The 26,027-nt window shown below is 71.3% G+C and carries 26 protein-coding genes; 14 read left to right on the plus strand and 12 right to left on the minus strand.

Translation table 11 applies throughout. The annotated features are described in order from the left end of the window. The first annotated feature begins 79 nt into the window (after positions 1–79). The 7 genes from AB0K03_RS12060 to AB0K03_RS12090 all read left to right on the plus strand — a co-directional run bounded on the left by AB0K03_RS12060 (position 80) and on the right by AB0K03_RS12090 (position 6,721). Entirely contained in the window at positions 80–832 is a 753-nt protein-coding gene (locus AB0K03_RS12060) for an SDR family oxidoreductase (protein WP_364683426.1), read from the plus strand. Further along, a complete protein-coding gene (locus tag AB0K03_RS12065; protein ID WP_364683428.1) occupies positions 829–1,611 on the plus strand; it encodes an SDR family oxidoreductase in 783 nt (260 codons plus the stop codon). Before AB0K03_RS12060 ends, AB0K03_RS12065 begins: the two co-directional genes overlap by 4 nt. Next, complete coding sequence (locus tag AB0K03_RS12070; RefSeq protein ID WP_364683430.1) at positions 1,608–2,597, plus strand: phosphotransferase family protein; 990 nt, start codon at positions 1,608–1,610, stop codon at positions 2,595–2,597. Before AB0K03_RS12065 ends, AB0K03_RS12070 begins: the two co-directional genes overlap by 4 nt. Continuing rightward, complete coding sequence (locus tag AB0K03_RS12075) at positions 2,597–3,802, plus strand: acyl-CoA dehydrogenase family protein (RefSeq protein WP_364683432.1); 1,206 nt, start codon at positions 2,597–2,599, stop codon at positions 3,800–3,802. Before AB0K03_RS12070 ends, AB0K03_RS12075 begins: the two co-directional genes overlap by 1 nt. Positions 3,803–3,944: 142 nt before the next feature. Next, a complete protein-coding gene (locus AB0K03_RS12080) occupies positions 3,945–4,544 on the plus strand; it encodes a TetR/AcrR family transcriptional regulator (protein WP_364683434.1) in 600 nt (199 codons plus the stop codon). A 107-nt stretch (positions 4,545–4,651) separates the two neighbouring features. After that, on the plus strand, positions 4,652–6,427 hold the full coding sequence (locus AB0K03_RS12085; RefSeq protein WP_364683437.1) for a hypothetical protein: 1,776 nt from the start codon (positions 4,652–4,654) through the stop codon (positions 6,425–6,427). A gap of 45 nt (positions 6,428–6,472) precedes the next feature. Beyond that, positions 6,473–6,721 (plus strand): hypothetical protein, encoded by a 249-nt coding sequence (locus AB0K03_RS12090; protein ID WP_364683439.1) that lies wholly within the window; start codon positions 6,473–6,475, stop codon positions 6,719–6,721. Positions 6,722–6,773: 52 nt separating this feature from the next. Here AB0K03_RS12090 and egtD read toward each other — a convergent pair whose 3' ends face one another. The 11 genes from egtD to AB0K03_RS12145 form a co-directional block, all read right to left on the minus strand. After that, positions 6,774–7,742, minus strand: a complete 969-nt coding sequence (gene egtD / locus AB0K03_RS12095; RefSeq protein ID WP_364683441.1) for an L-histidine N(alpha)-methyltransferase — start codon at positions 7,740–7,742, stop codon at positions 6,774–6,776. Positions 7,743–7,745: 3 nt separating this feature from the next. Then, entirely contained in the window at positions 7,746–8,495 is a 750-nt protein-coding gene (gene egtC / locus AB0K03_RS12100; protein WP_364683443.1) for an ergothioneine biosynthesis protein EgtC, read from the minus strand. Further along, positions 8,495–9,784: an ergothioneine biosynthesis protein EgtB gene (egtB, locus tag AB0K03_RS12105; protein WP_364683445.1), complete on the minus strand. Its 1,290-nt coding sequence runs from the start codon at positions 9,782–9,784 to the stop codon at positions 8,495–8,497. Before egtB ends, egtC begins: the two co-directional genes overlap by 1 nt. Beyond that, positions 9,781–11,022, minus strand: a complete 1,242-nt coding sequence (gene egtA, locus AB0K03_RS12110; RefSeq protein ID WP_364683447.1) for an ergothioneine biosynthesis glutamate--cysteine ligase EgtA — start codon at positions 11,020–11,022, stop codon at positions 9,781–9,783. The genes egtB and egtA overlap by 4 nt, the downstream gene beginning before the upstream one ends. 98 nt (positions 11,023–11,120) lie before the next feature. Then, positions 11,121–12,119 carry a trypsin-like serine protease gene (locus tag AB0K03_RS12115; RefSeq protein ID WP_364683449.1) on the minus strand — a complete coding sequence of 333 codons (999 nt, stop codon included), beginning with the start codon at positions 12,117–12,119 and terminating at the stop codon, positions 11,121–11,123. Positions 12,120–12,219: 100 nt separating this feature from the next. Beyond that, positions 12,220–12,396 carry a DUF1059 domain-containing protein gene (locus AB0K03_RS12120; protein WP_249610920.1) on the minus strand — a complete coding sequence of 59 codons (177 nt, stop codon included), beginning with the start codon at positions 12,394–12,396 and terminating at the stop codon, positions 12,220–12,222. A gap of 61 nt (positions 12,397–12,457) precedes the next feature. Beyond that, positions 12,458–12,697, minus strand: coding sequence for a YrhB domain-containing protein (locus tag AB0K03_RS12125; protein ID WP_364683451.1), 240 nt, complete (start codon positions 12,695–12,697; stop codon positions 12,458–12,460). Further along, the gene (locus AB0K03_RS12130; protein WP_364683453.1) at positions 12,691–13,104 is read right to left on the minus strand and encodes a hypothetical protein; all 414 of its coding nucleotides are present in this window, start codon (positions 13,102–13,104) and stop codon (positions 12,691–12,693) included. Before AB0K03_RS12130 ends, AB0K03_RS12125 begins: the two co-directional genes overlap by 7 nt. 170 nt (positions 13,105–13,274) lie before the next feature. Then, the gene (locus tag AB0K03_RS12135; RefSeq protein ID WP_364683455.1) at positions 13,275–14,360 is read right to left on the minus strand and encodes an alcohol dehydrogenase catalytic domain-containing protein; all 1,086 of its coding nucleotides are present in this window, start codon (positions 14,358–14,360) and stop codon (positions 13,275–13,277) included. Beyond that, the gene (locus AB0K03_RS12140) at positions 14,357–15,751 is read right to left on the minus strand and encodes an aldehyde dehydrogenase family protein (protein ID WP_364683457.1); all 1,395 of its coding nucleotides are present in this window, start codon (positions 15,749–15,751) and stop codon (positions 14,357–14,359) included. Before AB0K03_RS12140 ends, AB0K03_RS12135 begins: the two co-directional genes overlap by 4 nt. Next, complete coding sequence (locus AB0K03_RS12145; RefSeq protein WP_364683459.1) at positions 15,748–16,377, minus strand: TetR/AcrR family transcriptional regulator; 630 nt, start codon at positions 16,375–16,377, stop codon at positions 15,748–15,750. The genes AB0K03_RS12140 and AB0K03_RS12145 overlap by 4 nt, the downstream gene beginning before the upstream one ends. 55 nt (positions 16,378–16,432) lie before the next feature. Between AB0K03_RS12145 and AB0K03_RS12150 the strand changes: the two genes are divergently transcribed. Then, the gene (locus tag AB0K03_RS12150; protein ID WP_364683461.1) at positions 16,433–17,605 is read left to right on the plus strand and encodes an acyl-CoA dehydrogenase family protein; all 1,173 of its coding nucleotides are present in this window, start codon (positions 16,433–16,435) and stop codon (positions 17,603–17,605) included. After that, on the plus strand, positions 17,602–19,143 hold the full coding sequence (locus AB0K03_RS12155) for a long-chain fatty acid--CoA ligase (protein ID WP_364683463.1): 1,542 nt from the start codon (positions 17,602–17,604) through the stop codon (positions 19,141–19,143). Before AB0K03_RS12150 ends, AB0K03_RS12155 begins: the two co-directional genes overlap by 4 nt. On the opposite strand, the gene AB0K03_RS12160 is transcribed toward AB0K03_RS12155, so the two are convergent. Next, positions 19,117–19,554 (minus strand): (deoxy)nucleoside triphosphate pyrophosphohydrolase, encoded by a 438-nt coding sequence (locus AB0K03_RS12160; RefSeq protein ID WP_364683465.1) that lies wholly within the window; start codon positions 19,552–19,554, stop codon positions 19,117–19,119. The genes AB0K03_RS12155 and AB0K03_RS12160 overlap by 27 nt on opposite strands. A gap of 182 nt (positions 19,555–19,736) precedes the next feature. On the opposite strand from AB0K03_RS12160, the gene AB0K03_RS12165 reads away from it, so the two are divergent. The 5 genes from AB0K03_RS12165 to AB0K03_RS12185 all read left to right on the plus strand — a co-directional run. Continuing rightward, the gene (locus AB0K03_RS12165) at positions 19,737–20,048 is read left to right on the plus strand and encodes a pterin dehydratase (protein WP_364683467.1); all 312 of its coding nucleotides are present in this window, start codon (positions 19,737–19,739) and stop codon (positions 20,046–20,048) included. An 11-nt stretch (positions 20,049–20,059) separates the two neighbouring features. Then, complete coding sequence (locus AB0K03_RS12170) at positions 20,060–20,422, plus strand: PH domain-containing protein (protein ID WP_364683469.1); 363 nt, start codon at positions 20,060–20,062, stop codon at positions 20,420–20,422. Between the two features lie 239 nt (positions 20,423–20,661). Then, positions 20,662–23,466, plus strand: a complete 2,805-nt coding sequence (locus tag AB0K03_RS12175) for a PQQ-dependent sugar dehydrogenase (RefSeq protein ID WP_364683471.1) — start codon at positions 20,662–20,664, stop codon at positions 23,464–23,466. Further along, a complete protein-coding gene (locus AB0K03_RS12180; RefSeq protein ID WP_364683473.1) occupies positions 23,463–25,148 on the plus strand; it encodes a ThuA domain-containing protein in 1,686 nt (561 codons plus the stop codon). The genes AB0K03_RS12175 and AB0K03_RS12180 overlap by 4 nt, the downstream gene beginning before the upstream one ends. A gap of 288 nt (positions 25,149–25,436) precedes the next feature. Continuing rightward, the coding region (locus tag AB0K03_RS12185) for a VCBS repeat-containing protein (RefSeq protein ID WP_364683475.1) at positions 25,437–26,027 on the plus strand (591 nt) is incomplete at its 3' end.

The following is a 26,027-nucleotide window of genomic DNA, read 5'->3' on the forward strand; positions in this document are numbered from 1 at the left end:
ATGCAGGGTTGGCGGCGGGGAAGTTACCCGTTAGTATTTCGCACTCTAAGTGCACATTCTTTTGGGGGGTTCTGGCCGGATGTCGAAGCTCTCGGGCACCGTCGCGATCGTGACGGGCGCCAGCCGCGGAATCGGGTTCGCCATCGCGCAACGCTTCGTCGCGGAGGGTGCGAAGGTCTGCATCACCGGACGGGACGCGCAGGCGCTGGAGTCCGCGGTCAAGGACCTGGGCGGCCCGGAGGTCGCCATGGCGGTCCCCGGCAAGGGCGACGACGCCGACCACCGTGCGGCCGTGGTGGACACCGTGCTCGGCACGTTCGGCCCGGTCTCGGTCCTGGTCAACAACATCGGCATCAACCCGGCGTACGGGCCGCTCGGCACGCTCGACCTCGGCGCGGCCCGCAAGATGCTCGACGTCAACGTGCTCGGCACACTCGGCTGGGTGCAGGAGGCGCTGCGGGGCGGGCTCGCCGACGGCGGGTCGATCGTCAACATCTCCTCGGTCTCCGGCCTGCGCCCGGCGCCCGGCATCGCGTTCTACGGCGTCACCAAGGCCGCGCTCATCCACCTGACCGAGGAGCTGGCCGTCGAGCTCGCCCCGGCGGTCCGGGTGAACGCGGTCGCGCCCGCGGTGGTCAAGACCAAGTTCGCCACCGCGCTGTACGAGGGACGCGAGGACGCGGTCGCCGCCACGTACCCGCTGCGCCGCCTCGGCGTGCCGGAGGACGTGGCCGGCGCGGTGACGTTCCTCTGCTCGCCCGACGCGGCCTGGATCACCGGCCAGACGCTCGTCATCGACGGCGGCGTCACGCTCACCGGGACGGTCCAGTGAGCTCCCGGTTCGCCCGGGTCGTCGTCACCGGCGCCGGCGGGGGCATCGGCGCCGCCCTGGCCCGCCGCTTCGCCGCCGACGGCGCCCGGGTGATCGTGAACGACCTCGACGCGGCGGCCGCGCAGGCCGTGGCCGCCGAGATCGGTGGCCTCGCCGTCGCGGGCGACGCCGGGAACGAGGCGGACGTGCGCCGCCTGGTCGACACCGCCTGGGAGGAGCTGGGCGGCTGCGACCTGTTCTGCGCCAACGCCGGCATCCTCACGGCCGGCTCGGCCGACGCCCCCGACGCCGACTGGGACAAGGCGTGGCAGGTCAACGTCATGTCCCACGTGTACGTGGCCCGCGCGCTGCTCCCCCGCTGGCTCGACGGCGAGGGTGGGCGCCTGCTGTTCACCGTCTCCGCCGCCGGGCTGCTCACCCTGCTCGGCTCGGCGCCGTACTCGGTCACCAAGCACGCCGCGCTCGGCTTCGCCGAATGGCTGCGCGCCACGTACGCCCACCGCGGCATCACCGTGCAGGCGCTGTGCCCGCAGGGCGTCAACACGGCGATGATGACCGGCGGGGAACGGAGCGCCAGCAAGGCGATCCTGGCCGCGGGAGCGATCGAGCCGGAGGACGTCGCCGACACGGTCGTCAAGGCGCTGGCCGGCGACAGCTTCCTGATCCTGCCGCACCCCGAGGTGGCCGAGTTCTACCAGCGCCGGGCCACCGACACCGACCGCTGGCTCGGCGGCATGAACAAGATCCAGCGCGGCTTCGACGCGGCGGCAGCTCAGTGAGCGGGCCGCGCGGACTCGATCTGGAGAAGCTGCGGGCCTACCTGGGCTCGCCGCCGCTGTCCGCGACGATGTTCGCCGGCGGGCGCTCCAACCTCACGTACGCGGTCACCGACGGCACCCACCGCTGGGTGCTGCGCCGCCCGCCGCTGGGGCACGTGCTGCCGACGGCCCATGACATGTCCCGCGAGCACCGGGTGCTGGCGGCGCTGTCGGAGGCCGGGTTCCCCGCGCCGAGGCCCGTACGCCTGTGCACCGACCCGGACGTCATCGGCGCACCGTTCTACCTGATGGAGCACGTCGACGGGACGATCTACCGCGACGTCGCCGTGCTGGAGGCGCTGGGCCCCGAGTCCATGCGGCGGCTCGTGCTGTCGCTCGTGGACACGCTCGCCGACCTGCACGCGCTCGAGCCGGCCGCGATCGGGCTGGGCGACTTCGGCCGCCCGGAGGGCTTCAACGAGCGCCAGGTACGCCGCTGGAAGAAGCAGCTCGACGCCTCCCGCAGCCGCGACGTGCCGGGCATCGAGGAGCTGCACGCGCGCCTCGCCGCCGACATCCCGGCGGGCGGCCCGGGCTCGGTCGTGCACGGCGACTACCGCCTCGACAACGTCCTCATCGGCGAGCAGCTGCAGGTCAACGCCGTGCTGGACTGGGAGATGTCGACGCTCGGCGACCCGCTCAGCGACGTCGCGCTGATGCTCGTCTACGCCGGCCGCCCGCTGCTGCTGCCCGACCGCTCGCCGCTGTCGGTGCCGGGACATCCGAGCCTGGCGGAGATCGGCGAGCACTACGCCAAGCGGTCCGGCCGCGACGTCTCCGACCTGCACTGGTACGTGGCCTTCGCCGCGTTCAAACTCGCCGTGATCCTCGAGGGCGTGCACTACCGCTACGTGCAGGGCCAGACGGTCGGCGAGGGCTTCGACACCGTCGGCGCGATGGTCGCACCGCTCGTCGCGCAGGGACACGAGTCGCTGGAGGACAACTGATGGACTTCGCGTTCGACGAGAAGACCGAGGACTACCGCAAACGGCTGCTCGCCTTCATGGACGAGCACGTCTACCCCGCGGAGGACGGCTTCCACGAGTCGTACCGCGGTGACTGGACGCCGCCGCCCGCGCTGGCCCCGCTGCGGGAGCAGGCCAAGGCCGCCGGGCTGTGGAACCTGTTCCTGCCGGGCGAGCACGGCGCCGGCCTGACCAACCTGCAGTACGCGCCGCTGGCCGAGCTCACCGGCCGCAGCCCGTCGATCGCCCCGGCGGCGCTCAACTGCGCGGCCCCGGACACCGGCAACATGGAGGTCCTCGCCGAGTTCGGCAGCCCCGAGCAGCAGGAGCGCTGGCTGCGGCCGCTGTTGGAGGGCACGATCCGCTCGGCGTTCGCGATGACCGAGCCGCAGGTCGCCTCCTCGGACGCGACCAACATCGGCACCCGGATCGAGCGGGACGGCGACGAGTACGTCATCACGGGTCGCAAGTTCTACATCTCCGGCGCGATGAACCCGAACTGCAAGATCTTCATCGTGATGGGCAAGACCGACCCGGAGGCCGCCCGGCACGTGCAGCAGAGCATGGTCCTGGTGCCCCGGGACACCCCCGGCCTCACGGTGCGGCGCGGGATGGCCGTGTTCGGCTACGACGACGGCGACCACGGCGGCCACGCGGAGATGATCTTCGACCGGGTGCGCGTACCGGTGGGCAATCTCATCGGCGAGGAGGGCTCCGGTTTCGCGATCTCCCAGGCGCGGCTCGGGCCCGGCCGCATCCACCACTGCATGCGGCTGATCGGCATGGCGGAGCGCGGGCTGGAGCTGATGTGCACGCGGGCGCTGGCCCGTACGGCGTTCGGCAAGCCCCTCGCGGAGCAGGGCGTGGTGCAGGAGTGGATCGCGGAGTCGCGGGTCCGCATCGAGCAGGCCCGCCTGCTGGTGCTCAAGGCGGCCTGGCTGATGGACACCGTCGGCAACAAGGGCGCGCACACCGAGATCCAGGCGATCAAGATCATCGTGCCGAGCACCGCCGAATGGGTGCTCGACAAGGCCATCCAGGCCCACGGCGCGGCGGGCGTCGGCCAGGACACCCCGCTGGCCCGGCTGTGGGCGGCGGCCCGTACCCTGCGGCTGGCGGACGGCCCGGACGAGGTCCACAAGCGATCGCTGGCCCGTCGGGAGCTCAAGCGCTACCGGAGCGCCTGATGCCCGCCGCGGTCCCGCGCCCCGGCCGCCCACCGACCGACAGCCCGGCCCGCACACCGGGCTCCTGTCACCGCACGCCCACCCGTCGCCCGGCCCGCACACCGGGCCGGGTCCGCCGCCCGAGCCACCACCGGAGCTACTGATGCCGGCCGCCTCATCCCGCCCGTCCCACCGCATCGACGGCCGCACGGCCCGCTCGGAGCGCACCCGCGCCGCGATCGTCGAGGCGCACGTCGCCCTCATCCGCGAGGGCGACCTGCGTCCCACCGCCGACCGCATCGCCAAGCAGGCGGGGGTCAGCCTGCGCGCGCTGTGGAGCCACTTCGCGGACATGGAGGCCCTCTTCGCCGCCAGCGGCCAGCTCATCCTCGAGCAGCGCGACGAGACGTACGAGCCGGTCCCCACCGGCCTGCCCCTCGAGCGGCGGATCGAGGCGTACTGCCACCAGCGGGCCCGCATGCTGGAGCAGATCGCCCCGATCGCCAAGGCGTCGTCGCTCAAGGAGCCGTTCTCCCCAGCCCTGCAGAGCTACCGCCGAGCCCACATCCAGCGGGTCCGCGACGAGCTGCGCGCCCTGTTCACCCGCGAGATCGGCGACGACGAGGCCCTGCTGAACGCGCTGACGACGGCCGGCATGTGGCCCAGCTGGGGCACCCTGCGCGACGCAATGGGCCTCGACGTGGAGGAGGCCCGGCAGGTCCTCACCCGGACGGTGACCGCGCTGCTGAACGGCCGGCCCTGAGCGTCGAGTGACGGGAGGTGCGACGCGCCTCCTCCGTTCGGCCAGGTGCTGCGGCGAGGTCGCCCATGTGCCCTCGAGCGCTCTCGGAGCCGCTCTAGGCTGCGGATATGCCGGGCGAAGAGGACGGCCAGCGCGACGACGGCGGACCAGCCGCGGCCGCCTCGACGGTTGACGAACTCGACGACGAGAAGAGGCCGGCGCCACTCAACGGGTGGGTCGTCGTCCTGGCACCACTCCTGCTGGCGTTCGTGGTCGTCGGCCCGCTCGCTCACTACGGCGCTTGGCCCGACTGGGTGTCCCGCACCATCGCGGCGGCGGCTGGTGCCGCTCTGTGCTACTGGCATTGGCGCGTCAAGCATTGGAAGCCGATGCTGGAATCCCACATGAGGTGCACCAGTCCGGGAATCCGCGATATCGAAGTCGCTCAGCTCCAGCACGAGGCGGGCGACACGGCGGTGGATCCGAGCGGGGTCCTGCAGGTGCAGATGCTGGTTCTAGGCGTCACGCGTCCGGCCGCATTCCGCCAGCGCGTGGTCGAACGATACGACGTCGGGCACCGGGTGCTGCGCCAGCAGATGACCCTGGACGTCTCCATTCCCGCCCAGCTGAACGTCGCCGAACCGGCCCCCGACGCCGACCAGCGGGAAATCCTGTTCCCGCTGCTCGTGCCTCCGAAGGGGCAGCTGGTCGACAACCTCTGTGTCGCCGACTCCGACGGGGCGAGAATTCCGGTCCTGGCCTACTCGGAATACCTCTCGACTGTGGCCCGCGCGCTGCGGACGCTGCTGCTGATCGCCTACAACGCCCGCACCCTGCCGCCGGAGGCCCAGCAGGCGGAGGCCAGCGCGCTACGCGCCGTCATGCGCCGCGACCACGAACCGGTCGACTCGTCCGCGGCCGACCTCCTCCGGAACCTCCGGGTGCCGCGTCCCGGAGTGGCCCGGCTGGCGGCCCGCCTGGTCGAGAAGCTGGCCGGTCACTATGCGGTGCTGGTGTCCGTTCCGTACCCGTCGACCGGCCGCTTCGTCCTTCAGTACGAGCGGACCATCACCCCGGCGCTCAAGCTTCGCCGGTGCGAGAAGGGAAAACGGCTCTCCTGGCTGCGCGCCCGGCTGCGGGTGCTGCTGGGCGCGCGCCCGGTCGACATCTCCCTAACGCTGGAGCAGGCCTGGGCCAGCCACAGCTACCACCTTCTCGTCGACGGCGGGGACGGCATCTACGTCGGGCATCAGAAGGCCCCGGACCTGGCGACCTTCTTCGACCGGGGCATGCAGCTGAAGAATGGCGCGATGAAACCGTACTACCGCTTCCGGCGCCGGGCCGGGCAGTCGTACGCACATTTCTATTGCCGGGAATTCGCCGAACCCGCCGCGGGCCGGCCGGTGCCGGTCATTCGTTTCCGGTTCTACGAGGTTCCGCCCGGTTCCACCCTGCGCGCGCTCGTCGCCGCATTCTCCGCCGCCCTGCTGGTCTGGATCATCGGCTTCGTGATGTCCCGGCAGCCGGAGCTCGACTCCGATGCGCCCGCGTACCTGCTGGCGTTCCCCGCCGTGGCGGCGGCCTGGCTGGGCTTCGACCCGCCGGCGCGGCGACTGCTCGAGGGCACGCTGGCCGGCCGGCTCTCGCTGCTGTGCACCTCGCTGTTGTCGCTCGGCGCCAGCACGCTGTATCTGATCACCAAGAGCAAGCTGCCGTTCTTCGACGGCCGCAATCCGACAAATCTGCAGGTGCTCGGAATCGGGAGCCTATACTGGAGTCTGCTGACGGTTCTGGCCGTCATCAACGTGAGTGCGATCCTGTTCATTCATATCGTGCGGTTCAAGGAGTTCATGTACTTCTCGAGCCGGGTGTCCGATTCTCCGGGACACAGTGAGAATTCTTGAGCACGTGGTGGCTCCCCGAGCCTTTAGTCGCCCAAGGTGATACCGATGACTGATGTCGAGGCACCGCACGACCGCTTCACTGGCGGTGGCCTGGACACAGACAGGGGATCCAACGTGCTCAGCGACTCCAGCTACTTCGTGGCGTCCCACGACTGGCCCGCCGGCGCGCGGCCGGACGACCCCAGCCTGACGGAGATCTACGAGGCGTTGAGCCAGGTCGGCGAATTCTACGAGCCGGCCGTCAAGGGCCTCCTCGCCGTGACGGTCGGCGCTTCCCAGGACGCCACCTCCTGAGGCAGGCCGGGGCGGGCGACGATCCGATCGCCGCCGCCCGCCGGCCGTTCCCTCACGCCGGAGTGACCGCCTGGGCCAGGGAGACCGCGAACCAGCCCTGCGGGTCCGTCCACCACTCGCGCAGGGCGAAGCCGGACGCCGCGAGCTCGGCTGCGAGCCCCTCGCGGCGGAACTTGGCGCTGATCTCCGTACGCATCTCCTCCCCCGCCGCGTAGTCGACGGTGAGCCCGAGTTCCGGGATCGTGACCCGCTGGGCCGTACGGGCGCGCAGCCGCATCTCGATCCATTCACTCCGCGCGTCCCAGAGCGCCACGTGGTCGTACGCGTCCACGTCGAAGTCCGCGCCCAGCCGCGAGTTGATCACGCGCAGCACGTTGCGATTGAAGTCGGCCGTCACTCCCGCCGCGTCGTCGTACGCGGGCACCACGATCGCCGGATCCTTGACGAGGTCGGTGCCCAGCAGGAGCCATTCGCCCTCCCCGAGGACGGCCCGCAGGTCGCGCAGGAACGTCGCCCGCTCGGCCGGCACGAGATTGCCGATCGTGCCGCCGAGGAAGGCGACCGCCCGGTTGTCGCCGTCCGGGATGTGCTGCAGGTGCCGGGTCATGTCGCCGACGACGCCGCGGACCGACAGGTCGGGATAGTCGGTGGTGAGCCCGGCGACCGCCTCGCGCAGCGCCGCCTCGGAGACGTCGAGCGGCACGAACGAACCCAGCGTGCCATGCCGCAGCAGCGCGTCCAGCAGCAGGCGGGTCTTCTCCGACGAGCCGGAGCCGAGCTCGACGAGCGTCTTGGCGTCGGTGAGCGCGGCGAAGTCCGCGGCGCACCCGGCGAGGATCGCCCGTTCGGTACGGGTCGGGTAGTACTCGGGCAGCCGGGTGATCTCCTCGAACAGCTCGCTGCCACGGGCGTCGTAGAACCATTTCGGCGGCAGCCACTTGGCCGCGGCGGTCAGGCCGGTGGCCACGTCCGCCCGCAGATGCCGGGCGATGTCCTGCTCGTCGAGGTGTACGTCCAACATGGATCAGGATCTCCCTAGCGGGGTGAGGGTCAGGGTCGACGGGGTGGCCACCAGCACGTGGCCGTCCGGGACGGGCTGCCATTCCGGCCCGTCGTCGAGAGGTTCGGAGCTGACGAGGAGTGCGCCGGGCGTGGCGCGCACGGAAAGCGCGTGGCCGGCGGTGGTCGCGACGAGTTGCCGGCCGTCGGTGAGCAGCAGGTTGAGCCGGGAGCCGGGCGCGGCCAGGTCGACCTCGGCCACGACGTCCACGATCGCCTCGGGCGCCGGCGCCCCGGCGCGCAGCCGGTCCCGGATCAGCGCCCACAGCAGCGCGGAGTCCGTCGGTGCGTCGAGGGTGATCAGGTCCTGGACGGGCAACCGGCCGGCGGTCTTGGCGACCGACTCCGGCCAGCCGCGGACGACGCCGTTGTGGCTGAACAGCCACGGGCCCTCCGTGAAAGGCGCGGCGGCCGTCTCGGTGACCGGCATGCCGACCGTGGCGGACCGTACGGCGGCCAGCACCGCCCCGGCGACCGTGGCGGAGGCCAGCGCCGGCAGCGCGGCGTCGGACCACATCGGTGCGGCGCTGCGGTAGCGGACCGGCTCGGCGTGCCCCGGCGGATACCAGGCCACGCCGAAGCCGTCGGCGTTGATGGTGCCGCCGCCGCGCATGTCCCGCGGGGCCCACGCCTGCCGCACCAGCGCGTGCGGCGGATCGAGCAGCAGGGACGCCAACGGCGTGGGCGGGCCGAGATAGGCCAGATGACGGCACATCAAACGGCGTCCCGGGCACAGCGGAAGCCGCTGAAGATCTGCCGCCGGATCGGGTGGTCCCAGTTGCGGAAGGTGCCCCGGCAGGCGGCCGCGTCCGTGCCGAACGAGCCTCCGCGCAGCACCTTGTAGTCGCCGCCGAAGAACACCTGCGAATACTCCGCGTACGGGAAGACGGCGAAGCCGGGATAGCCGTGGAACCCGGAACTGGTCCACTCCCACACGTCACCGATGAGCTGATGGACGCCGAGCGGCGAGGCGCCGTCCGGGTACGCGCCGGCCGCCGCCGGGGCGAGGTGGCGCTGGCCCAGGTTGGCGTGCCGCGGCTCCGGTGGCTCGTCGCCCCACGGGTAGCGGCGGGAACGGCCGGTCGCCGGATCGTGCCGGGCGGCCTTCTCCCACTCCGCCTCGGTGGGCAGCCGCTTGCCGGCCCACGCGGCGTACGCCTCGGCCTCGAAGTAGCAGACGTGCACGACCGGCTCGTCGGGAACGACTCTCTCCGTACGACCGAACCGCGTGTACGCCCACCCGTCCCCGTCCCGCTGCCAGTGCATCGGCGCGCTGAGCCCGGCCTCCTGCCGGTGCGCCCACCCGCGTTCGCTCCACCAGCGCGGCTCGTCGTACCCGCCCGCGGCGATGAACTCGGCGTAGCGGGCGTTGGTGACCGGGGCCACGTCGATGAGGAACGCCGGCACGTCCACGGTGTGCGCGGGCCGTTCGTTGTCCAGCGCCCACGGCTCGGTGTCGGTGCCCATCGTGAACGGACCGCCGGGCACGAGCACCTCGCCCCCGACCGGTCCGCGCGCGGACGGCGGAGGCGGCGCGTCGAGAACGGGAGCACCCGCGCGCAGCTGGTGGGTCGCGAGCATCGTCTCGTCGTGCTGCTGCTCGTGCTGGACGATCATCCCGAACGCGAGCCCGCCGCTGACCAGGGGGCGGTCGTCGAGGCGTACGCGATCGAGCACGTCGAGGGCCTTGTCCCGCACCTGGCCCACGTACGCCCGGGCCTCCTCGGGTCCCAGCAGCGGGAGCGCCGGACGGTCGCGCCGCGGGTGCTTGAAGGCGTCGTACAGCTCGTCGATGTCGCGGCGTACGGGCTCCCGCCCGCCCACGTCCCGCACGAGCCACAGCTCTTCCTGGTTGCCGACGTGCGCCAGATCCCACACCAGCGGGGACATGATCGGGGAGTGCTGGCGGACGAGATCGGCCTCGTCCACGGCGTCGGTCAGCAGGGCCGTACGCGCGCGGGCGCGTTCCATCTCCGCGGCGACGGTCAGTCGCAGATCTGTCATCGGAGCGAGTCCTTCCTGAGGGGGGCCGCGTCGCGCAGTCGCCGGTCGACGATGTCGGCGACCGTGGCGCGGACGGGCCCGGGCAGTCCGGTGCGATCGAGGTGGCGGCACGCGAGATCGGCCACGTCCGCCGCGCACGCCGCCACGACGGGATCCGCGAGGCCGCTGCGAGCCGCGGCCGTCCACCGGTCGGCGGCGGGACGGGCGAGGTCGCGGGCGGCGTCGGTCACCGCGTCGTCGGCGAACAGGGCGGTCAGCACCGCGAGCGGCGCGATCCATTCGCCGTCCGGCTGCGCGTCGAGGTAGCGCACCTCGAGGTAGCCGCGCGGCCGTACGGGCGGGAACAGCGTGCTGAGGTGGTAGTCGAGGTCGTCGACCGTGGGCGGCCGGGGCAGCGCGCCGCGGACCCAGTCGGCGAACGTCACGCCGTCCGGGGTGTCCCAGCGCCCTTCGGTGCCGCGGACGCACAGCAGCGGTGCGTCGAGCGCGTACGCGGCCCAGCTCGCGGCCGGATCCGCCGAGCGCGGCACCGGGCCGCTGCGCCGCGCGTCGATGCCGTGCCAGGCGGCCATCCGCCCACTCGCCCAGCCGGTGTCCCGGCCCGCGTGCGTACGGGAGGTGGCGAAGGTGGCCAGCAGTGGCGGCCCGAGGTCGTGCAGGGCGGCCCAGCGCGCCGCGACCCGGTGCGGGGGCCCGGCGTCGAGGCAGACCTGCAGCCCGGCGGTGCTGCACATCATGGTGCGGCCCGCGGAGCTGTCCGCCCGGTCGAAGGCGCGGTGCATGGCCGCGTACCGGGGGGTGTCGAGGATGCGCACCGGCGGCCGGTGCGGATCGAGGCCGTGCCCGCCGAGGCCGATCCCGGATCGTGCCAGGAGGTCGGCGAGGTACGCCTGATCGAGGCTGACCGCGTCGTGCAACGCGGTGAGCGAGGTGGCCGGGGCGGAGGAGATCTCGACCTGACCGCCGGGCTCGAGGGTGACCGTGCCGCCGCCCGGGAGCGGCACGGGCTCGGGGTTCCCGAGCGTGGTGGGCGCGTACGGCCCGAGCGCGCGGCCCAGGTCCGATGCCCGCAGGTGCGCCGCCGGCCGGCGGGCGGGATGGGTGGTCCATTCCAGTTCGACCCCGAGCCGGCGCGGCGGCCCGGTCTTGAAGCAGATCCCGGCGACGTGCTCGGCGGCATCGTCCAGCCGCCGTAACTCCTGATCGGCCGCCGCGATCTCGCTACGCGGAGTAGTCATACCCCTCCCCCGTAGTAGTGATCTCTTCGGACCATACACATCGAATCGGAGGAAGAGCAGTCTTGCGGGAGTCGGCTTCACGGCGTACCGGTGAAGCCTCAGCGTGGCCGGTGCACCCCGCCGCGGGGCCGGCGGCGACGCCGGCGCAGCACGGCGAAACCGACCGCACCGGCGACCACGGCCACGGCCGGGACCGACACCCGGTACGCCGTGAGATCACCCAGGCCGGCCGCGGGCCGTGACGGGCGCGCGGCCTGCTTCGTGCCCGCCGGCGCCCCGGACGGCGACGGCTTCGGCCGCGCCTTCGGGGTGGAGGCGAGGTCCTTCCCGACGATCGAGGTGATCCAGCGCGCGACGGCGTCGATCCGGCCGCCTTGATCCTCGCCCTTGTGCGGGCAGGTCGGACCATGGCTGACGACGGCGACCACGACGGGCGTCCCGTCGCCCTCGGCGAAGTACGGCCCGCCGGAGTCGTGCGGGCACGGGCTCGTGCTCGACCGCGGCGCCACGCCGGACAGCCCGATGGCGTTCCCGCCGACCGACGTCACCTCGAACCGCCCGGTGCGCATCCGCGTCGGCTCCTCGTCGGCGTCACCGTCGGTGAGACCGAACCCGGCGAGCCGCACCTTGTCCCCGACCTGCGGCGCGCTACGGCTGATCCGCAACGGCTTGATGTCGGTGATCCCCTGGTCGATCCGCGCGAGCGCCACGTCGGCCGTCTTGCTCTGCCGCACCTCGACCACCGTCGCGACATGCCCGTCGTCGCTGGTCAGGTCGGCGCGCCCGACGGTGGCGGTGGTCTTGCGCGCGACCGGCCGGGAGACATGCTTGTTGCGGACGTCGCGGAAGCAGTGCCCCGCGGTGAGCACCCAGTGCGGCGAGATCAGACCGCCCGAGCACGAGCTGTCCCGGCGGCCGCCGTCGGCGGTCGGAATGCCGGTCATCGTCAGCTTGACCGCGAACGTATACCGTCCGTCGGGCACGCGCTCACCGTTCGCGATGGCCCGGGCCGCATCGGCCGGCCCGGCCACCACCGCCCCGCAAACCCCGAGCAGGGTGGCGACCGCCATGAGGAACTTCGCCGCTGTCCTGGTCATCGTGCGACCAGGGTGCGCGGGATCGATGATCGGATGGAAGACCAATCACTGATCAATCGCCTCCCGCACCAGGAGGCTACGCTGCGTCACGGACGCGGCGTCACACCTGCTGAACGTGCGTCTTCGCCACCTCGGCGAGCTCCGGAGTCCACTCCATCGGCTGGTGAGCGGTTTTGGTGTGCAGTTCGACATGCTGCATGAGCTCGTCGTCGTCGGAGGCGGTGAACTGGGCGGGACAGTTGTTGCCGAAGTCGGCACAACGGATCGTCACGGTCATGACCGAGGGGTACCCGGCCCCTCCGCACCGAAACGGCGCCCCTCGGCCTGTCCCGTCACACTTACGCGGCGTAACCGACGGTCCCGGTCGCCTTGTCGACCACGACCGGATAGTTGTCCAGCATGATCTCGTTGAAGTCGTCGCGCTCCACGTAGCCGCGGCCGTTGTACGGGAACACCCAGGCATCGCCGCGGTCCTCGATCGCGTACTCGACGATCACGATCTCGTGCGGAAATCGGGCCCGCATCTCGACGTCTATGAACGCCTCGGCGATCGCCCGGGCCTCCTCGAGCGTCACCACGGCGTGGTCCACCAGTCCGGGCCGAGCTCCCGCTTCTCCACCTCGACCAGCTCGGCGAGCCGCTCCGGCGACATGTCCGGAACCCGGAACCCGGACTCGACCAGATGCCGGACGAACTCGTCCGGCATCTGGACGTGGTACTTCTCGACGTAGTGCGAAAGGTCGTTACGCCACACCCAGGCTCCGTCTGTGAGAAACGAGGAACAGCCCGACCCCTCCGGGAACGGCGTGTCGTCGAAGACGTCGCGTGAGCCTTCCATGACCGCGGAGATCATGTGCCCCGAGCGCAGGTACGCGACGATCTCCGCCTCCGACCGGGTCCGCCGGGTGCCCGACCGCTCGCGCAGCCACGGCAGGGTGGAGTCCGGATGGATCTCGCGGTAGAACCCCACCCGGCGCAGCGCCACATCTCCTCCTCGACGACCGAATCGGTCCGTTCACCTCAAAATCACGATGTCGTGCGTGAAACGCGCTCTCATCTCGTCCAGGAACTCCTCGGCGATCCGCCGGGCGTCTGCTTGCGCTGGCCGTCCAGGAACGGACCACGCCCCGCTGGCGCCCCGGCCTGCCTGCGGTTTCAGAGAGTGACGACCGACCGGGCGCCCTCGCCCCGGGCCATCCGGTCGAACGCGGCGGGCACGTCCCCCAGCCCGATACGGTCGGTCACCAGATGATCCAGCCGGAGCGCCCCCGACACCACGTCCGCGGCCAGCGCCGGCACCTCGGCGTCCGGGTCGGCCGAACCGTACACGGAGGCCTGCAGCGTCCGCGCGGACGAGAAGATGTCGAGCGCGCTGAGCTGCACCATGTCGTCGGCGCGGCCCATGCCCACCACGGTGACCCGGCCGCCGCGGCGGGTCGCCCGCCACGCCGCCCGGATCGTCGCCGCCCGGCCCACGCACTCGAAGGCGTGGTCCGCGCCGCGGCCGTCCGTGCGGGAGCGGATGTCCTTGGACAGGTTCTCGCCGGACACCACGAAGTCGGTCGCGCCGGCGGCCTCGGCCAGGGCTTTCTTGCCCTCGGAGACGTCCACCGCGACCACCGTCGCCGCGCCCGCCGCGCGGGCCGCCGTCACCACGGACAGCCCGACGCCGCCGAGTCCGATCACGACCACCGAGTCGCCCGCGGCCACCTTGGCGGTGTTGCGGACCGCGCCCGTGCCGGTCAGCACGGCGCAGCCCAGCAGGGCCGCGCTTTCCCACCCCAATGCGTCGGGTACGGGGATTAGCGCGCGTTCCGGCACGACTACCTCCTCGGCGAAGGCGCCCAGCCCCAGCGTCACGTGCACCGGCGCGCCGTCGAGGGTGGCGCCGTTCTCCAGCGCCGCCACGTTCGCCGTCGCGCACAGCCACGGCTCGCCGTGGGTGCAGAACCAGCACTCGCGGCACGGCGGCGACCAGTTGAGCGCGACGTGCGTACCGGCGGTGACCCGGGTGACCCCGGCGCCGGCCTCGACGACCTCGCCGGCGGCCTCGTGACCGAGCACCAGCGGGTACGGCGGGCTCAGCGTCCCGTTGACCATGGACAGGTCGGAGTGGCAGACGCCGGCGGCGCGGATGCGGACCCGTACCTGGCCGGGGCCGACCTCGGGGAGCCGGATCTCCTCGACCGTGGGAGCCGCCGCGGGCTCGCGCACCACCAGGGCGCGGACGTACGCCGTCATCGCTGGATCGCCTTCGTCTGCTGGAACTCCGACAGGCCGTGCACGCCCAGCTCACGGCCGATGCCGGACTGCTTGTAGCCGCCGAACGGCGCCACCGGGTTGAACGCGGCCCCGTTGAGGTCGACCGCGCCCGTCCGCATCCGGCGCGCCACGGCGAGCGCGCGGTCGGGTGAGCCCCAGACGCCGCCGGCGAGGCCGTACCGGGAGTTGTTGGCGATCCGGACCGCGTGGTCGTCGTCGTCGAACGGGATGATCGACAGGACCGGTCCGAAGATCTCCTCCTGGGCCAGCTCGCTGTCCGGGTCGACGTCGGCGAACACGGTCGCGGGCACGAAATACCCCTTCTCGGGTACGGGCGCATCACCGGCGACCATCCGGGCGTCGGCGCGGTCGATGAAGCCGCGTACCCGCTCGCGCTGCGCGGCCGACACCAGGGGTCCCAGCCGTGTCGCCTCGTCGAACGGGTCGCCCGTCCGGTACGCCTGCGCAGCCGAGGCGGCCAGCTCCACGGCGGTGTCGTAGTGGCTGCGGTGCACGAGCATGCGGGTCCACGCCGTACAGGTCTGGCCGGAGTTGAGGAACGCGTTGCCGACGCCGACCTTGACGGCCTTGGTGACGTCGGCGTCCTCGAGGATCACGTTGGCCGACTTGCCGCCCAGCTCGAGCGCGACCCGGGCGATCCGGTCGGCGGCCGCGTGCGAGACCGCGCGGCCGGTCGCCGTGGAGCCGGTGAACGACACCATGTCGACGTCCGGGTGCGCGGCGATCGCAGCGCCCACGACCGGCCCGGTGCCCGGCACCAGGTTCAGCACGCCGGCGGGCAGGCCGGCCTCGTCGGCGGCGTCGGCCAGCAGGTACGCGACCAGCGGCGTCAGCTCGCTGGGCTTGAGCACGACCGTGCACCCGGCGGCCAGGGCGGCGGCCACCTTCGCGACGACCTGGTGCAGCGGGTAGTTCCACGGGGTGATCGCCCCGACCACGCCCACCGGCTCGCGGACGATCAGCGAGTGGCCGATCGTCTCCTCCTCGACCGGTTGCGCGGCGCGGTCGGCGTACCCGCGCAGCACCGTGAGCGGAAGTCCGGCCTGGACCGCCTTCGCGACCTTGAGCGGCGCGCCCAGCTCGAGCCCGACCGTCCGGGCGATCTCACCCGCGCGGGCGCTGAGCGCCTCGTGCAGTTTGCCGAGCGCTGCTCCGCGCTCGGCCATCGGCGTCGCGGCCCAGTCGTCGAAGGCGGCGCGGGCCGCGGCGACAGCCCGGTCCACGTCCTCGGCGGAGCCGGCCGGCACGTGCCCGAGGATCTCCTCGGTCGCCGGGTTCTCCACCGCGATCGTGTCGCCGGAGGACGCGGGCACCCACTTTCCCCCGATGTAGAGACTGTCCCGGTTCATCGCAGCACTCCGTTCTTCAGGGCCTCCAGGCCGGTGACCACGGTTTCCAGGCCGAGCTCGAACGCGCCCTCGTCCACGCTGCGGCGGTGCTCGGCGAGCAGGTGGGCGTCGCGCAGATGCGGGTAGCGCTCGGCGTACACCTGGGGGTCCTCATCGAAGCCCAGCGCGAACGACCCGAGCGCGGAGCCGGTGACGAGGTAGCGCATGAGCGCGCCGATGTGGGTGGCCCGGGCCGGCGGCCAGCCGGCCCGGATCAGGCCGCCGTAGACGGTGTCGGCCATGGCGAGCGCGGACGGCCGCCGGCCGGGGCCCTGGGCCAGCACCGGGACGATGTTCGGGTGGGCGCTCAGCACCGCGTGGTACGAGCGGGCCCAGAGCCGCAGCGCGTCCTGCCACTCGTGGGTGGCGAAGAACGAGACGTCGACCCGCGCGACGACGGCGTCGGCCACCGCGTCGAGGATCTCGTTCTTGGTGGCGAAGTGGTTGTAGAGCGACGGCCCCGCGACCCCGAGCTCGGTCGCGAGCCGGCGCACCGACACCGCGTCGAGCCCTTCGGCGTCCACGAGCGCGGCCGCCACCTCGACGATGCGCTCGCGGGTGAGCAACGACTGGCGGGGCCGGGCCATTTCGGCACTCCTGAACCTCTGGACTCGGGAAAACTTACACCGCTAGTTTTAGCACGTGGACTTTTCACTCAGCGACGAAGAGCGGGCGGTCCGCGACACCGCTCGCCAGTTCATCACCCGCGAGGTCCTGCCGCTCGAGCAGGAGGCGCTGCGCCGCGAACGCGCCCACCAGCCCGGCCTGGACCACAGCGAGCTGCGCGAGCTGCAGCTCAAGGCCAAGAAGTTCGGCTTCTGGGGGTTGTCGACCCCCGAGGAGTACGGCGGCATGAACCTCCCCGCGGTGCTGCAGTCCCTGATCTGGACCGAGGTGGGCCGCACCTTCGTCCAGTTCAAGTTCGGCGGCGAGGCCGACAACATCCTCTACTACGCCAACGACGCGCAGAAGCAGGAATACCTGATCCCCACCATCGAGGGCGACCGGATCTCCTGCTTCGCGATCACCGAGCCCGGCGCCGGTTCGGACGCGGCGAACATCAAGCTCAGCGCCCGCCGCGACGGCGACGACTGGGTCCTCAACGGCGAGAAGACGTTCATCACCAACGGCAACGACGCCGACTTCGTCATCGTGGTCGCCGTGACCGACCGGGAGAAGGGCGTCCGCGGCGGCGGCACGACCGCGTTCCTGGTCGACCGGGACATGGGGTGGCGCTCGGAGTTCATTCAGACCATGGGCGAGGGCGGCCCCGCGTCGCTGATCTTCGAGGACGTCCGGGTGCCGCACCGCAACATCCTCGGCGAGCTCGGCCAGGGCTTCGAGCTGGGCATGAAGTGGATCGGCAAGGGCCGCTACCTCATCCCGTCCAACGCGCTGGGCATCGCCGAGCGGGCGCTGGGCATGGCGATCGACTACGCGAACACCCGCGAGACCTTCGGCCGCAAGATCGGTGAGAACCAGGCGATCCAGTGGATGATCGCGGACTCCGAGGTGGAGCTCGAGGCGGCCCGCTGGCTCATCCTCAAGGCCGCCTGGACGGTCGATCAGGGCTGGGACCCGCGGCACGCCTCCTCCATGGCCAAGCTGTACGGCGCCGCCATGGTCAACAACGTGGTGGACCGGGTCATGCAGATCCACGGCGGCATGGGCTACACCCGGGAGCTGCCGATCGAGCGCTGGTACCGCCAGGTCCGGCTGATGCGCATCTACGAGGGCACCGACGAGATGCAGCGCCTCATCATCTCCCGCGACCTGCTGCGGGGCTACACCAAGATCGGCGGACACCTCTCATGACCGTTTTGTCGCTCGCCACCGTGCTCGCCGAGGCCGCCCGCAAGTATCCGGACAAGGTCGCGATCGTCGACGGCCAGACGCGCACGACGTACCGGGACCTCTGGGAGCAGGCGCGCTCGTACGCGGCCGGCCTGCAGCAGCTCGGCGTCGCCCCGGACGACACCGTCGCGGTGGTGGTCCCTAACGTCACGGACTTCCCCCGGGTCTACTACGGCGTCCTCGCCGCCGGCGCACGCGTCGTTCCCGTGCACCTGCTGCTCACCGCCGACGAGATGGCGTACGTGCTGCGCGACAGCGGAGCGAGCGTGGTCGTGGCGCACTCCAGCCAGCTGGCGACCGCGGGGGCCGCGGCGGCCCAGACCGGCGCCAAACTCCTCAGCGTCGGCCCACTGCCGCCAGACCTGCCGCAGGCTCCGCAGCGGCTGGAGGACGTCGCCGCGTCGGTGCCGCCGCTGCGGACGTACGTGTCCCGCGAGGCCGAGGACGTGGCGGTGGTGTTCTACACCAGCGGGACCACCGGCGAGCCGAAGGGCGCCCTGCTCACCCACCTGAACCTGGTCATGAACGCGACCGTCAACGTCTTCGACGCCAACGACGTCCGGGGCGACGACGTGGTGATGGGGTGCCTGCCGCTGTTCCACACGTTCGGCCAGACCGTGGGCATGAACGGCACCTTCCGGTTCGGCGGCACGCTGGTGCTGCTCGCGCGCTTCACCGGCGAGGCGGCGATCGACCTGATGGTGCGCGAGAACGTGACGGTGTTCCACGGCGTGCCGACGATGTACATCGCGCTGCTGGAGGCGGCGGCCAAGGCGGACCGGCTGCCCGAGCTGCGCCTGTGCGTCAGCGGGGGCGCCTCACTGCCGGTGGCGGTGCTGGAGAAGTTCCGCGAGACCTTCCACGCCCTGATCTACGAGGGGTACGGCCTCTCCGAGACCTCGCCGACGGCCACCACCAACCAGCCGGCCTTCGGCACGCGCCCGGGCACGATCGGGCACGCGATCTGGGGAGTCGAGGTCGAGATCGCCCGCGCGGAGGTGGACGAGCGCATCGAGCTGCTGCCCACCGGCGAGCTCGGCGAGATCGTGATCCGCGGGCACAACGTCTTCGCCGGCTACCTGAACCGGCCGGAGGAGACGGCGCACGCGCTGGTCGACGGCTGGTTCCGCAGCGGGGACCTGGGCACCAAGGACGCCGACGGCTTCATCACGATCGTGGACCGCAAGAAGGACCTGATCATCCGGAGCGGCTTCAACGTCTACCCGCGCGAGGTGGAGGAGGTGCTGGCGCGGCACCCGGCGGTGGTCCAGGTGGCGGTGATCGGCGTGCCGGACGAGGTGCACGGCGAGGAGATCTGCGCGGTGATCGTGCCGGAGGCGGCCGGCGCGGTGACCGCCGAGGACATCGTCGAGTGGTCGAAGGAGCGCCTGGGCCGGCACAAGTACCCGCGCCAGGTGCGCTTCGTGGAGGCGCTGCCGATGGGGCCGAGCTTCAAGGTGCTCAAGCGCGAGCTACGCCGGACGATCGCCGGCCAGTAGGGCGGGCAGCTCCGCCACGATCGGCTTGTCGGCCGGCAGCCACGGCACGCTGTCCAGCTCGTCCGCGGCGAGCCAGCGCATCGCCGTGTGTTCCAGGGCGCGCGGCTCGTCGCCGTTCAGCAGCGTCACCGCGAAGACGCGCAGGACGGCGCGGCCGTGCGCCAGCGGCACGTCCGGGCCCACTCGGGCGCCCACTTCCACCCGTACGCCCAGCTCCTCCGTGCACTCGCGGGCGAGGGCCTCGGCGTCGCTCTCGCCCGGCTCCACCTTGCCGCCGGGGAATTCCCAGCGCCCGGCGACCTCCGGCGGGGCGGACCGCTCGCACGCGAGCACCCGGCCGCCGCTGACGATCACGGCCGCTACGATCACTCTCCGTGATCTCGGCGTGCTGACGTGCTGTTCTGCGGGCATGAACCAAGAGCGTGCCACAAAACTTGACCGAACAGGTTGAACGATGCGTCCCGATCGTCACGAGAACACGGATATGTGGGCGTGGACATAGTTGACGGCGAAGACAAGACTGTGGGCACCGACCATGACGACACGGCGACAGTTTGGCCACAAGCCGGCAACGACGCCCGGGAGGTGCGCACATGCGGGGCAGGAAAGCACGGGGAGCCCGCTCCGATTACTTGAGCGACGCGCTGGCGGTGCTCGGCGGTTGGACGCAGGACGGTGTTCAGCTCAAGCGCGTGCTCGTGTGCGACGACAGTCAGCATGCCGCACTCACCGAACGGATCAAGGTGGCGGCCGACACACTGCGCCTGCGCCCGCGGATCCACCGTACGGACGGTCACACGCAGATCCTGCTCGGCGCCCCGGACGGTCAGGCCATCACCGATGGTGAGGTCACCCTGGCGGCGCGGATCGAGGACGCGTACCGCACGGTGGTCGGCCCGCAGTAACCTCGTCGGTCATGACGGCTCCCGTGTACGACAGCAAGGGCCAGTTCCAGCAGATCCAGTCGGGTCTGCTCGACGGCGAGCAGATCATCGCGGTCTACGACGCGGTCGGCGTCGGCACCGGCTTCATCGGGCTCACCAACCGCCGGGTGATCATCCAGGACAAGTCCTTCGCCGGGAAGCGCTTCGCCATCACGAGCATCCCGTATTCGAAGATCAGCAGCGTGAGCGTGGTCAGCAACAAGAGCTGGGCCGGGCAGTACTTCTCCACCGGCACCATCGCCATCACCGTCGGTCAGCACGTCTACGAGGTGGAGTTCCGGGGTTCCGAGAAGACCCACCACGTCCACAACGTGATCCTGCACTACGCCTCCTGACGCCGCTTGCAGAACAGTGCGCCGCCCCGGGCCGGGTGGCGCACTTTTTGTCGCCATAGACGAAAGTCCATGCAGGTCGGACGAAAGTATGGACAGTCGCTGCGGAAGTAACTAGCGTTTCCTCACCGTTACACGGCGGTTACGAGCGGCGCGGCCGTCCCCGGGGTCCGCGCGGCTCGCCTGGCAACTCCCCGACGTCAGGAAAGGGTGGGACCTCCATGGCCCCAAGACATCGACGTATGCCCAGATATCGATCGTGTGCCGCGGTCGCCGTACTGACGGGCGGCCTGCTGGTCGCCGTCGCCTCCCCCGCGCGCGCCCACGACATCGACCCCACCGACTACCAGCAGGTGACCCTCGCCAAGGGCGTCGACGAGGTCGGCGAGCCCATGGCCCTGGCCGTCCTGCCCGACCGGTCGGTGCTGCACACCGCCCGCAACGGCACGCTGCGGCGTACGGACGCGAACGGCACCACCACCGTCATCGGCACGCTTCCCGTCTACAACCACGACGAGGAGGGGCTGCAGGGCGTCGGCGTCGACCCGGGCTTCAGCACCAACCGGCAGATCTACCTCTACTACGCGCCGCCGCTGTCCACGCCGTCCGGCGACGCCCCGGCGACCGGCTCGAACTGGTCGGCCTGGCAGGGCGTCAACCGGCTGTCCCGGTACACGCTCAACGCCGACTTCACCCTCAACACCGGCAGCAAGGTGGACGTCCTCGACGTGCCCGCCGACCGCGGCCTGTGCTGCCACGTCGGCGGCGACATCGACTTCGACGCGGCCGGCAACCTCTACCTGTCCACCGGCGACGACTCGAACCCGTTCGACTCCGCCGGGTACGCGCCGATCGACGAGCGCACCGACCGCAACCCCGGCTACGACGCGCAGCGCAGCGCCGGCAACACCAACGACCTGCGTGGCAAGGTGCTGCGGATCAAGGTGAACGCGAACGGGTCGTACTCGATCCCGAGCGGCAACCTCTTCGCCCCGGGCACGCCGAACACCCGTCCCGAGATCTACGCGATGGGCTTCCGCAACCCGTTCCGGATGAGCGTGGACAAGGCGACCGGCATCGTCTACCTCGGCGACTACGGCCCCGACTCCGGCACCACCGACCCGAACCGCGGCCCGAGCGGCCAGGTCGAGTTCAACCGGATCACCAGCCCCGGCAACTACGGGTGGCCGTACTGCACGGGCTCGAACACGAGCACCGAGACGTACAACGAGTGGAACTTCGCCACCAACAGCACCGGCCCCAAGTACGACTGCGCCGGCGGCCCGACGAACAACTCGTTCCGCAACACCGGCCAGACCAAGCTGCCCCCGGCCCGGCCGGCCTGGATCAAGTACGGCGGCGACAGCGGCACCCCGCCCGAGTTCGGCGGCGGCTCCGAGTCCCCGATGGCCGGCCCGGTCTACCGCTACGACGCGAGCCTGAACTCGCCCACGAAGTTCCCGGCCGACCTGGACGGCCACTTCTTCGCCGGGGAGCTGGGCCGGGGCTGGATCAAGCCGATCCACGTCGGCGCGGACGGCTCGGTCGGCGAGATCTCGTCCTTCCCGTGGAGCGGCAAGCAGGTCATGGACATGGCGTTCGGCCCGGACGGCGCCCTGTACGTCCTCGACTACGGCACCGGCTACTTCAACGGCGACGCCAACTCGGCGCTCTACCGCTTCGACTACCTGGCCGGCTCGAACCGGGCGCCCACCGCGGTGGCGAGCGCGAACCGCACGTCCGGGCAGGCGCCGCTGAGCGTCACGTTCTCGTCGGCCGGTTCCTCCGACCCCGAGGGCGGGGCGCTGACCTACCGCTGGGCGTTCGGTGACGGCAGCACCTCGACGGCGGCCGACCCGACGAAGACGTACACCACCAACGGGACGTACTCGGCGACGCTGACGGTGACCGACGCCGAGGGCCTGACCGGCACCGCGAGCGTGCAGATCACGGTCGGCAACACCGCGCCGACGGTCCGGATCAACAGCCCGGGCAACGGATCGCTCTTCGCGTACGGCGACACGATCCCGTTCTCGATCACCGTGACCGATCCGGAGGACACGTCGATCGACTGCACGAAGGTCAAGATGACGTACGTGCTGGGCCACGACAGCCACGGCCACCAGATCACGTCGCAGAACGGCTGCACCGGCTCGATCACGATCCCGGTCGACGGCGAGCACGACGCGGCGGCGAACATCTTCGCGGTCTTCGACGCCGAGTACACCGACGCCGGCGGGCTGACCACGCACACCCAGCACACCCTGCAGCCCCGGCACCGCCAGGCGGAGCACTACAAGACCTCCGCCGGCGTCGACCCCATCACCAAGACGCAGGCCGAGGGCGGCCGGACGGTCGGCAACATCAACAACGGTGACTGGATCGCGTTCGAGCCGTACCGGCTGGACAACGCCACGTCGTTCACCGCCCGGGTGTCCTCCGGCGGCGTGGGCGGCACGCTGCAGGTCCGGACGGGATCACCGACCGGCACGATCCTCGGCTCGGCCACGGTCCCGCTGACCGGCGGCTGGGAGACGTTCACCGACGTGACCGGCTCCATCAGCGGCGCACCGGCCGCCGCCGGCACGCTGTACCTGACCTTCTCGGGCGGCGCGGGCGCGCTCTTCGACGTGGACGCGTTCACCTTCAACGGCCCGGGCGGCCCCCGCACCGGGCCCGTCCGCGGCCTGGCGAGCAAGTGCCTCGACGTCTCCGGCGCGGGCACCGCCGACGGCACGAAGATCCAGCTCTACACCTGCAACAACACCGCCGCGCAGAACTGGACCGTGACCCCGAACAGCACGTTCAAGGCCCTGGGCAAATGCCTGGACGTGGCCGGGGGCGGCACCGCCAACGGCACCAAGGTGCAGCTCTACACCTGCAACAACAGCGCGGCGCAGGTCTGGTCGGCCCAGGCCGACGGCACGGTACGCAACCCCCAGTCGGGCCGCTGCCTCGACGTGTCCAACAACAGCTCCGCCGACGGCCAGCAGATCCACATCTGGGACTGCCTGGGCGCGGCCAACCAGAAGTGGGTGCTCCCATGATCGGTAAAGTGCTCGCCGCCCTGTTGATGCTGCCCGCCCCGGCCGTGACCGCGGCCGCCGACGACCCGTACGACGTGCTGGTCTTCTCCCGCACCGCCGGATTCCGGCACGACTCGATCGCCGCGGGCACCACCGCCATCCGTGAGCTCGGCGCGGGCAACGGCTTCTCCGTCACCGCGACCGAGGACCCGGCCGTCTTCACCACCGGCGGGCTCGCGCCGTACGAGGCCGTCGTCTTCCTCAACACCACCGGCGACGTGCTGAACGCGGCTCAGCAGACCGCCTTCGAGAGCTACATCCGCGGCGGCGGCGGGTACGTCGGGGTGCACTCCGCGGCCGACACCGAGTACGACTGGCCGTTCTACGGCGAGCTCGTCGGCGCCTGGTTCGCCTCGCACCCGGCCATCCAAGCCGCCGACGTCGTGGTCGAGGACCGGGCGCACCCGGCCACCGCCCATCTGCCGGAGCGCTGGCGCCGGACCGACGAGTGGTACAACTACCGCACGAACGCCCGCTCGACGGCTCACGTGCTGGCCACGCTCGACGAGAGCTCGTACTCCGGCGGCGGCATGGGCGCCGACCACCCGCACGCCTGGTGCAAGACGTTCGACGGCGGCCGGTCGTTCTACACCGGCGGCGGCCACACCATCGAGTCGTACGCCGACCCGGCCTTCCGGGCCCACCTGCTCGGCGGCATCCGGTACGTGGCCCGAGCGGCCAACGCCGACTGCCGGCCCGAGAGCGGCTACACCAAGCTGTACGACGGCTCCACGGCCGGCTGGTCGCAGGCCGGTCCGGGCTCCTTCACCAACACCGACAAGACGCTGACGTCCACCGGCGGCATGGGCCTGCTCTGGTACAGCGCGAAGCAGTTCACCAACTACTCGCTCAAGCTGGACTGGAAGATGACCGACGACGACAACTCCGGCGTCTTCATCGGCTTCCCGCCGTCGGACGACCCGTGGTCCGCGGTGAACAACGGCTACGAGGTGCAGATCGACGCCACGGACGCCGCCGACCGCACCACCGGCGCGGTCTACACGTTCAAGTCCGCCGACCTCGCCGCCCGCGACGCCGCGCTGAACCCGCCCGGCGAGTGGAACACGTACGAGCTGCTGGTCGAGGGGGAACGCCTGCAGGTCTTCCTCAACGGCACGAAGATCAACGACTTCACCAACACCGACCCGGTGCGCTCGCTGGCCGGCCACATCGGTCTGCAGAACCACGGCACCGGCGACGACGTCTCGTTCCGCAACGTCCGGATCAAGGAGCTCGGCGGCACCACCCCGCCGCCCGGCCCGCGCACCGGCCCGGTCCGCGGCCTGGCGAACAAGTGCCTCGACGTCTCCGGCGCGGGCACCGCCGACGGCACGAAGATCCAGCTCTACACCTGCAACAACACCGCCGCGCAGAACTGGACCGTGACCCCGAACAGCACGTTCAAAGCGCTGGGCAAATGCCTGGACGTGGCCGGCGGCGGCACCGCCAACGGCACCAAGGTCCAGCTCTACACCTGCAACAACACCGCCGCGCAGGTCTGGTCCGCCCAGGCCGACGGCACGGTACGCAACCCCCAGTCGGGCCGCTGCCTCGACGTGTCCAACAACAGCTCCGCCGACGGTCAGCAGATCCACATCTGGGACTGCCTGGGCGCGGCCAACCAGAAGTGGGTGCTGCCCTGACCCGTATGCGGGCCGGCTCCCCCCGGTCCCGACCCACGCATGGTGGTCGGGGCCGGGGGACTCAGGGCGCCTACCGCGCCGCGGTGACCACGAACGACCAATTCCTGAAACAAATCTGCAGAACTTTTGTGGCAATCACAGGACGAGGTGTTTCTGGTTAATTCTCATCGCTTCCTCCGGCGGCCGAATGCGCAACGGGTGCCTTTTCCCGGCGTTGTTTCGAGGCCACGCATGACTGACCCTGAATGGGATTCGGTGCAGCCGATATCGACATGGAGGGAGCTGTTCATGCGCAGTCGTCTCATCCGGGGCCTGGCTGCCTGCTTCGCCGGCGTTCTCGCCGCGGTGGCAGGAGCCGGCGCGGCGCAGGCCGGTACGCCGGGCGGACCTGGCGGCCCGGCACCCGTCTCCCGCCCGGGCGTCGCCGCCGACGCGTTCTCGTTCGCGCGGTACGCGACGGTCAGCCCGGCGTCGGGCTGGAGCTTCGTAGCAGGAAACTTCGCGGGTGACTCCCGGGCCGACGTGGTGGGGTATCACCCCAGCAACGGCAGCCTGTGGGTCGGCGTGAACACGGGATCCGCGTTCTCGTTCACCCGCTATGCCACAGTGAGCCCGGCGTCGGGCTGGAGCTTCGTGGCCGGCGACTTCACGGGTGACTCCCGGGCCGACGTCGTGGGCTACCACCCCAGCAACGGCAGCCTGTGGGTCGGCGTGAACACGGGATCCGCGTTCTCGTTCACCCGCTATGCCACGGTCAGCCCGGCGTCGGGCTGGAGCTTCGTAGCCGGCGACTTCACGGGTGACTCCCGGGCCGACGTCGTGGGCTACCACCCCAGCAACGGCAGCCTGTGGGTCGGCGCCAACACGGGATCCGCGTTC

The sequence above is a fragment of the Actinoplanes sp. NPDC049316 genome, from assembly GCF_040677315.1.
In the GTDB taxonomy this organism is placed as follows: Bacteria; Actinomycetota; Actinomycetes; order Mycobacteriales; family Micromonosporaceae; genus Actinoplanes.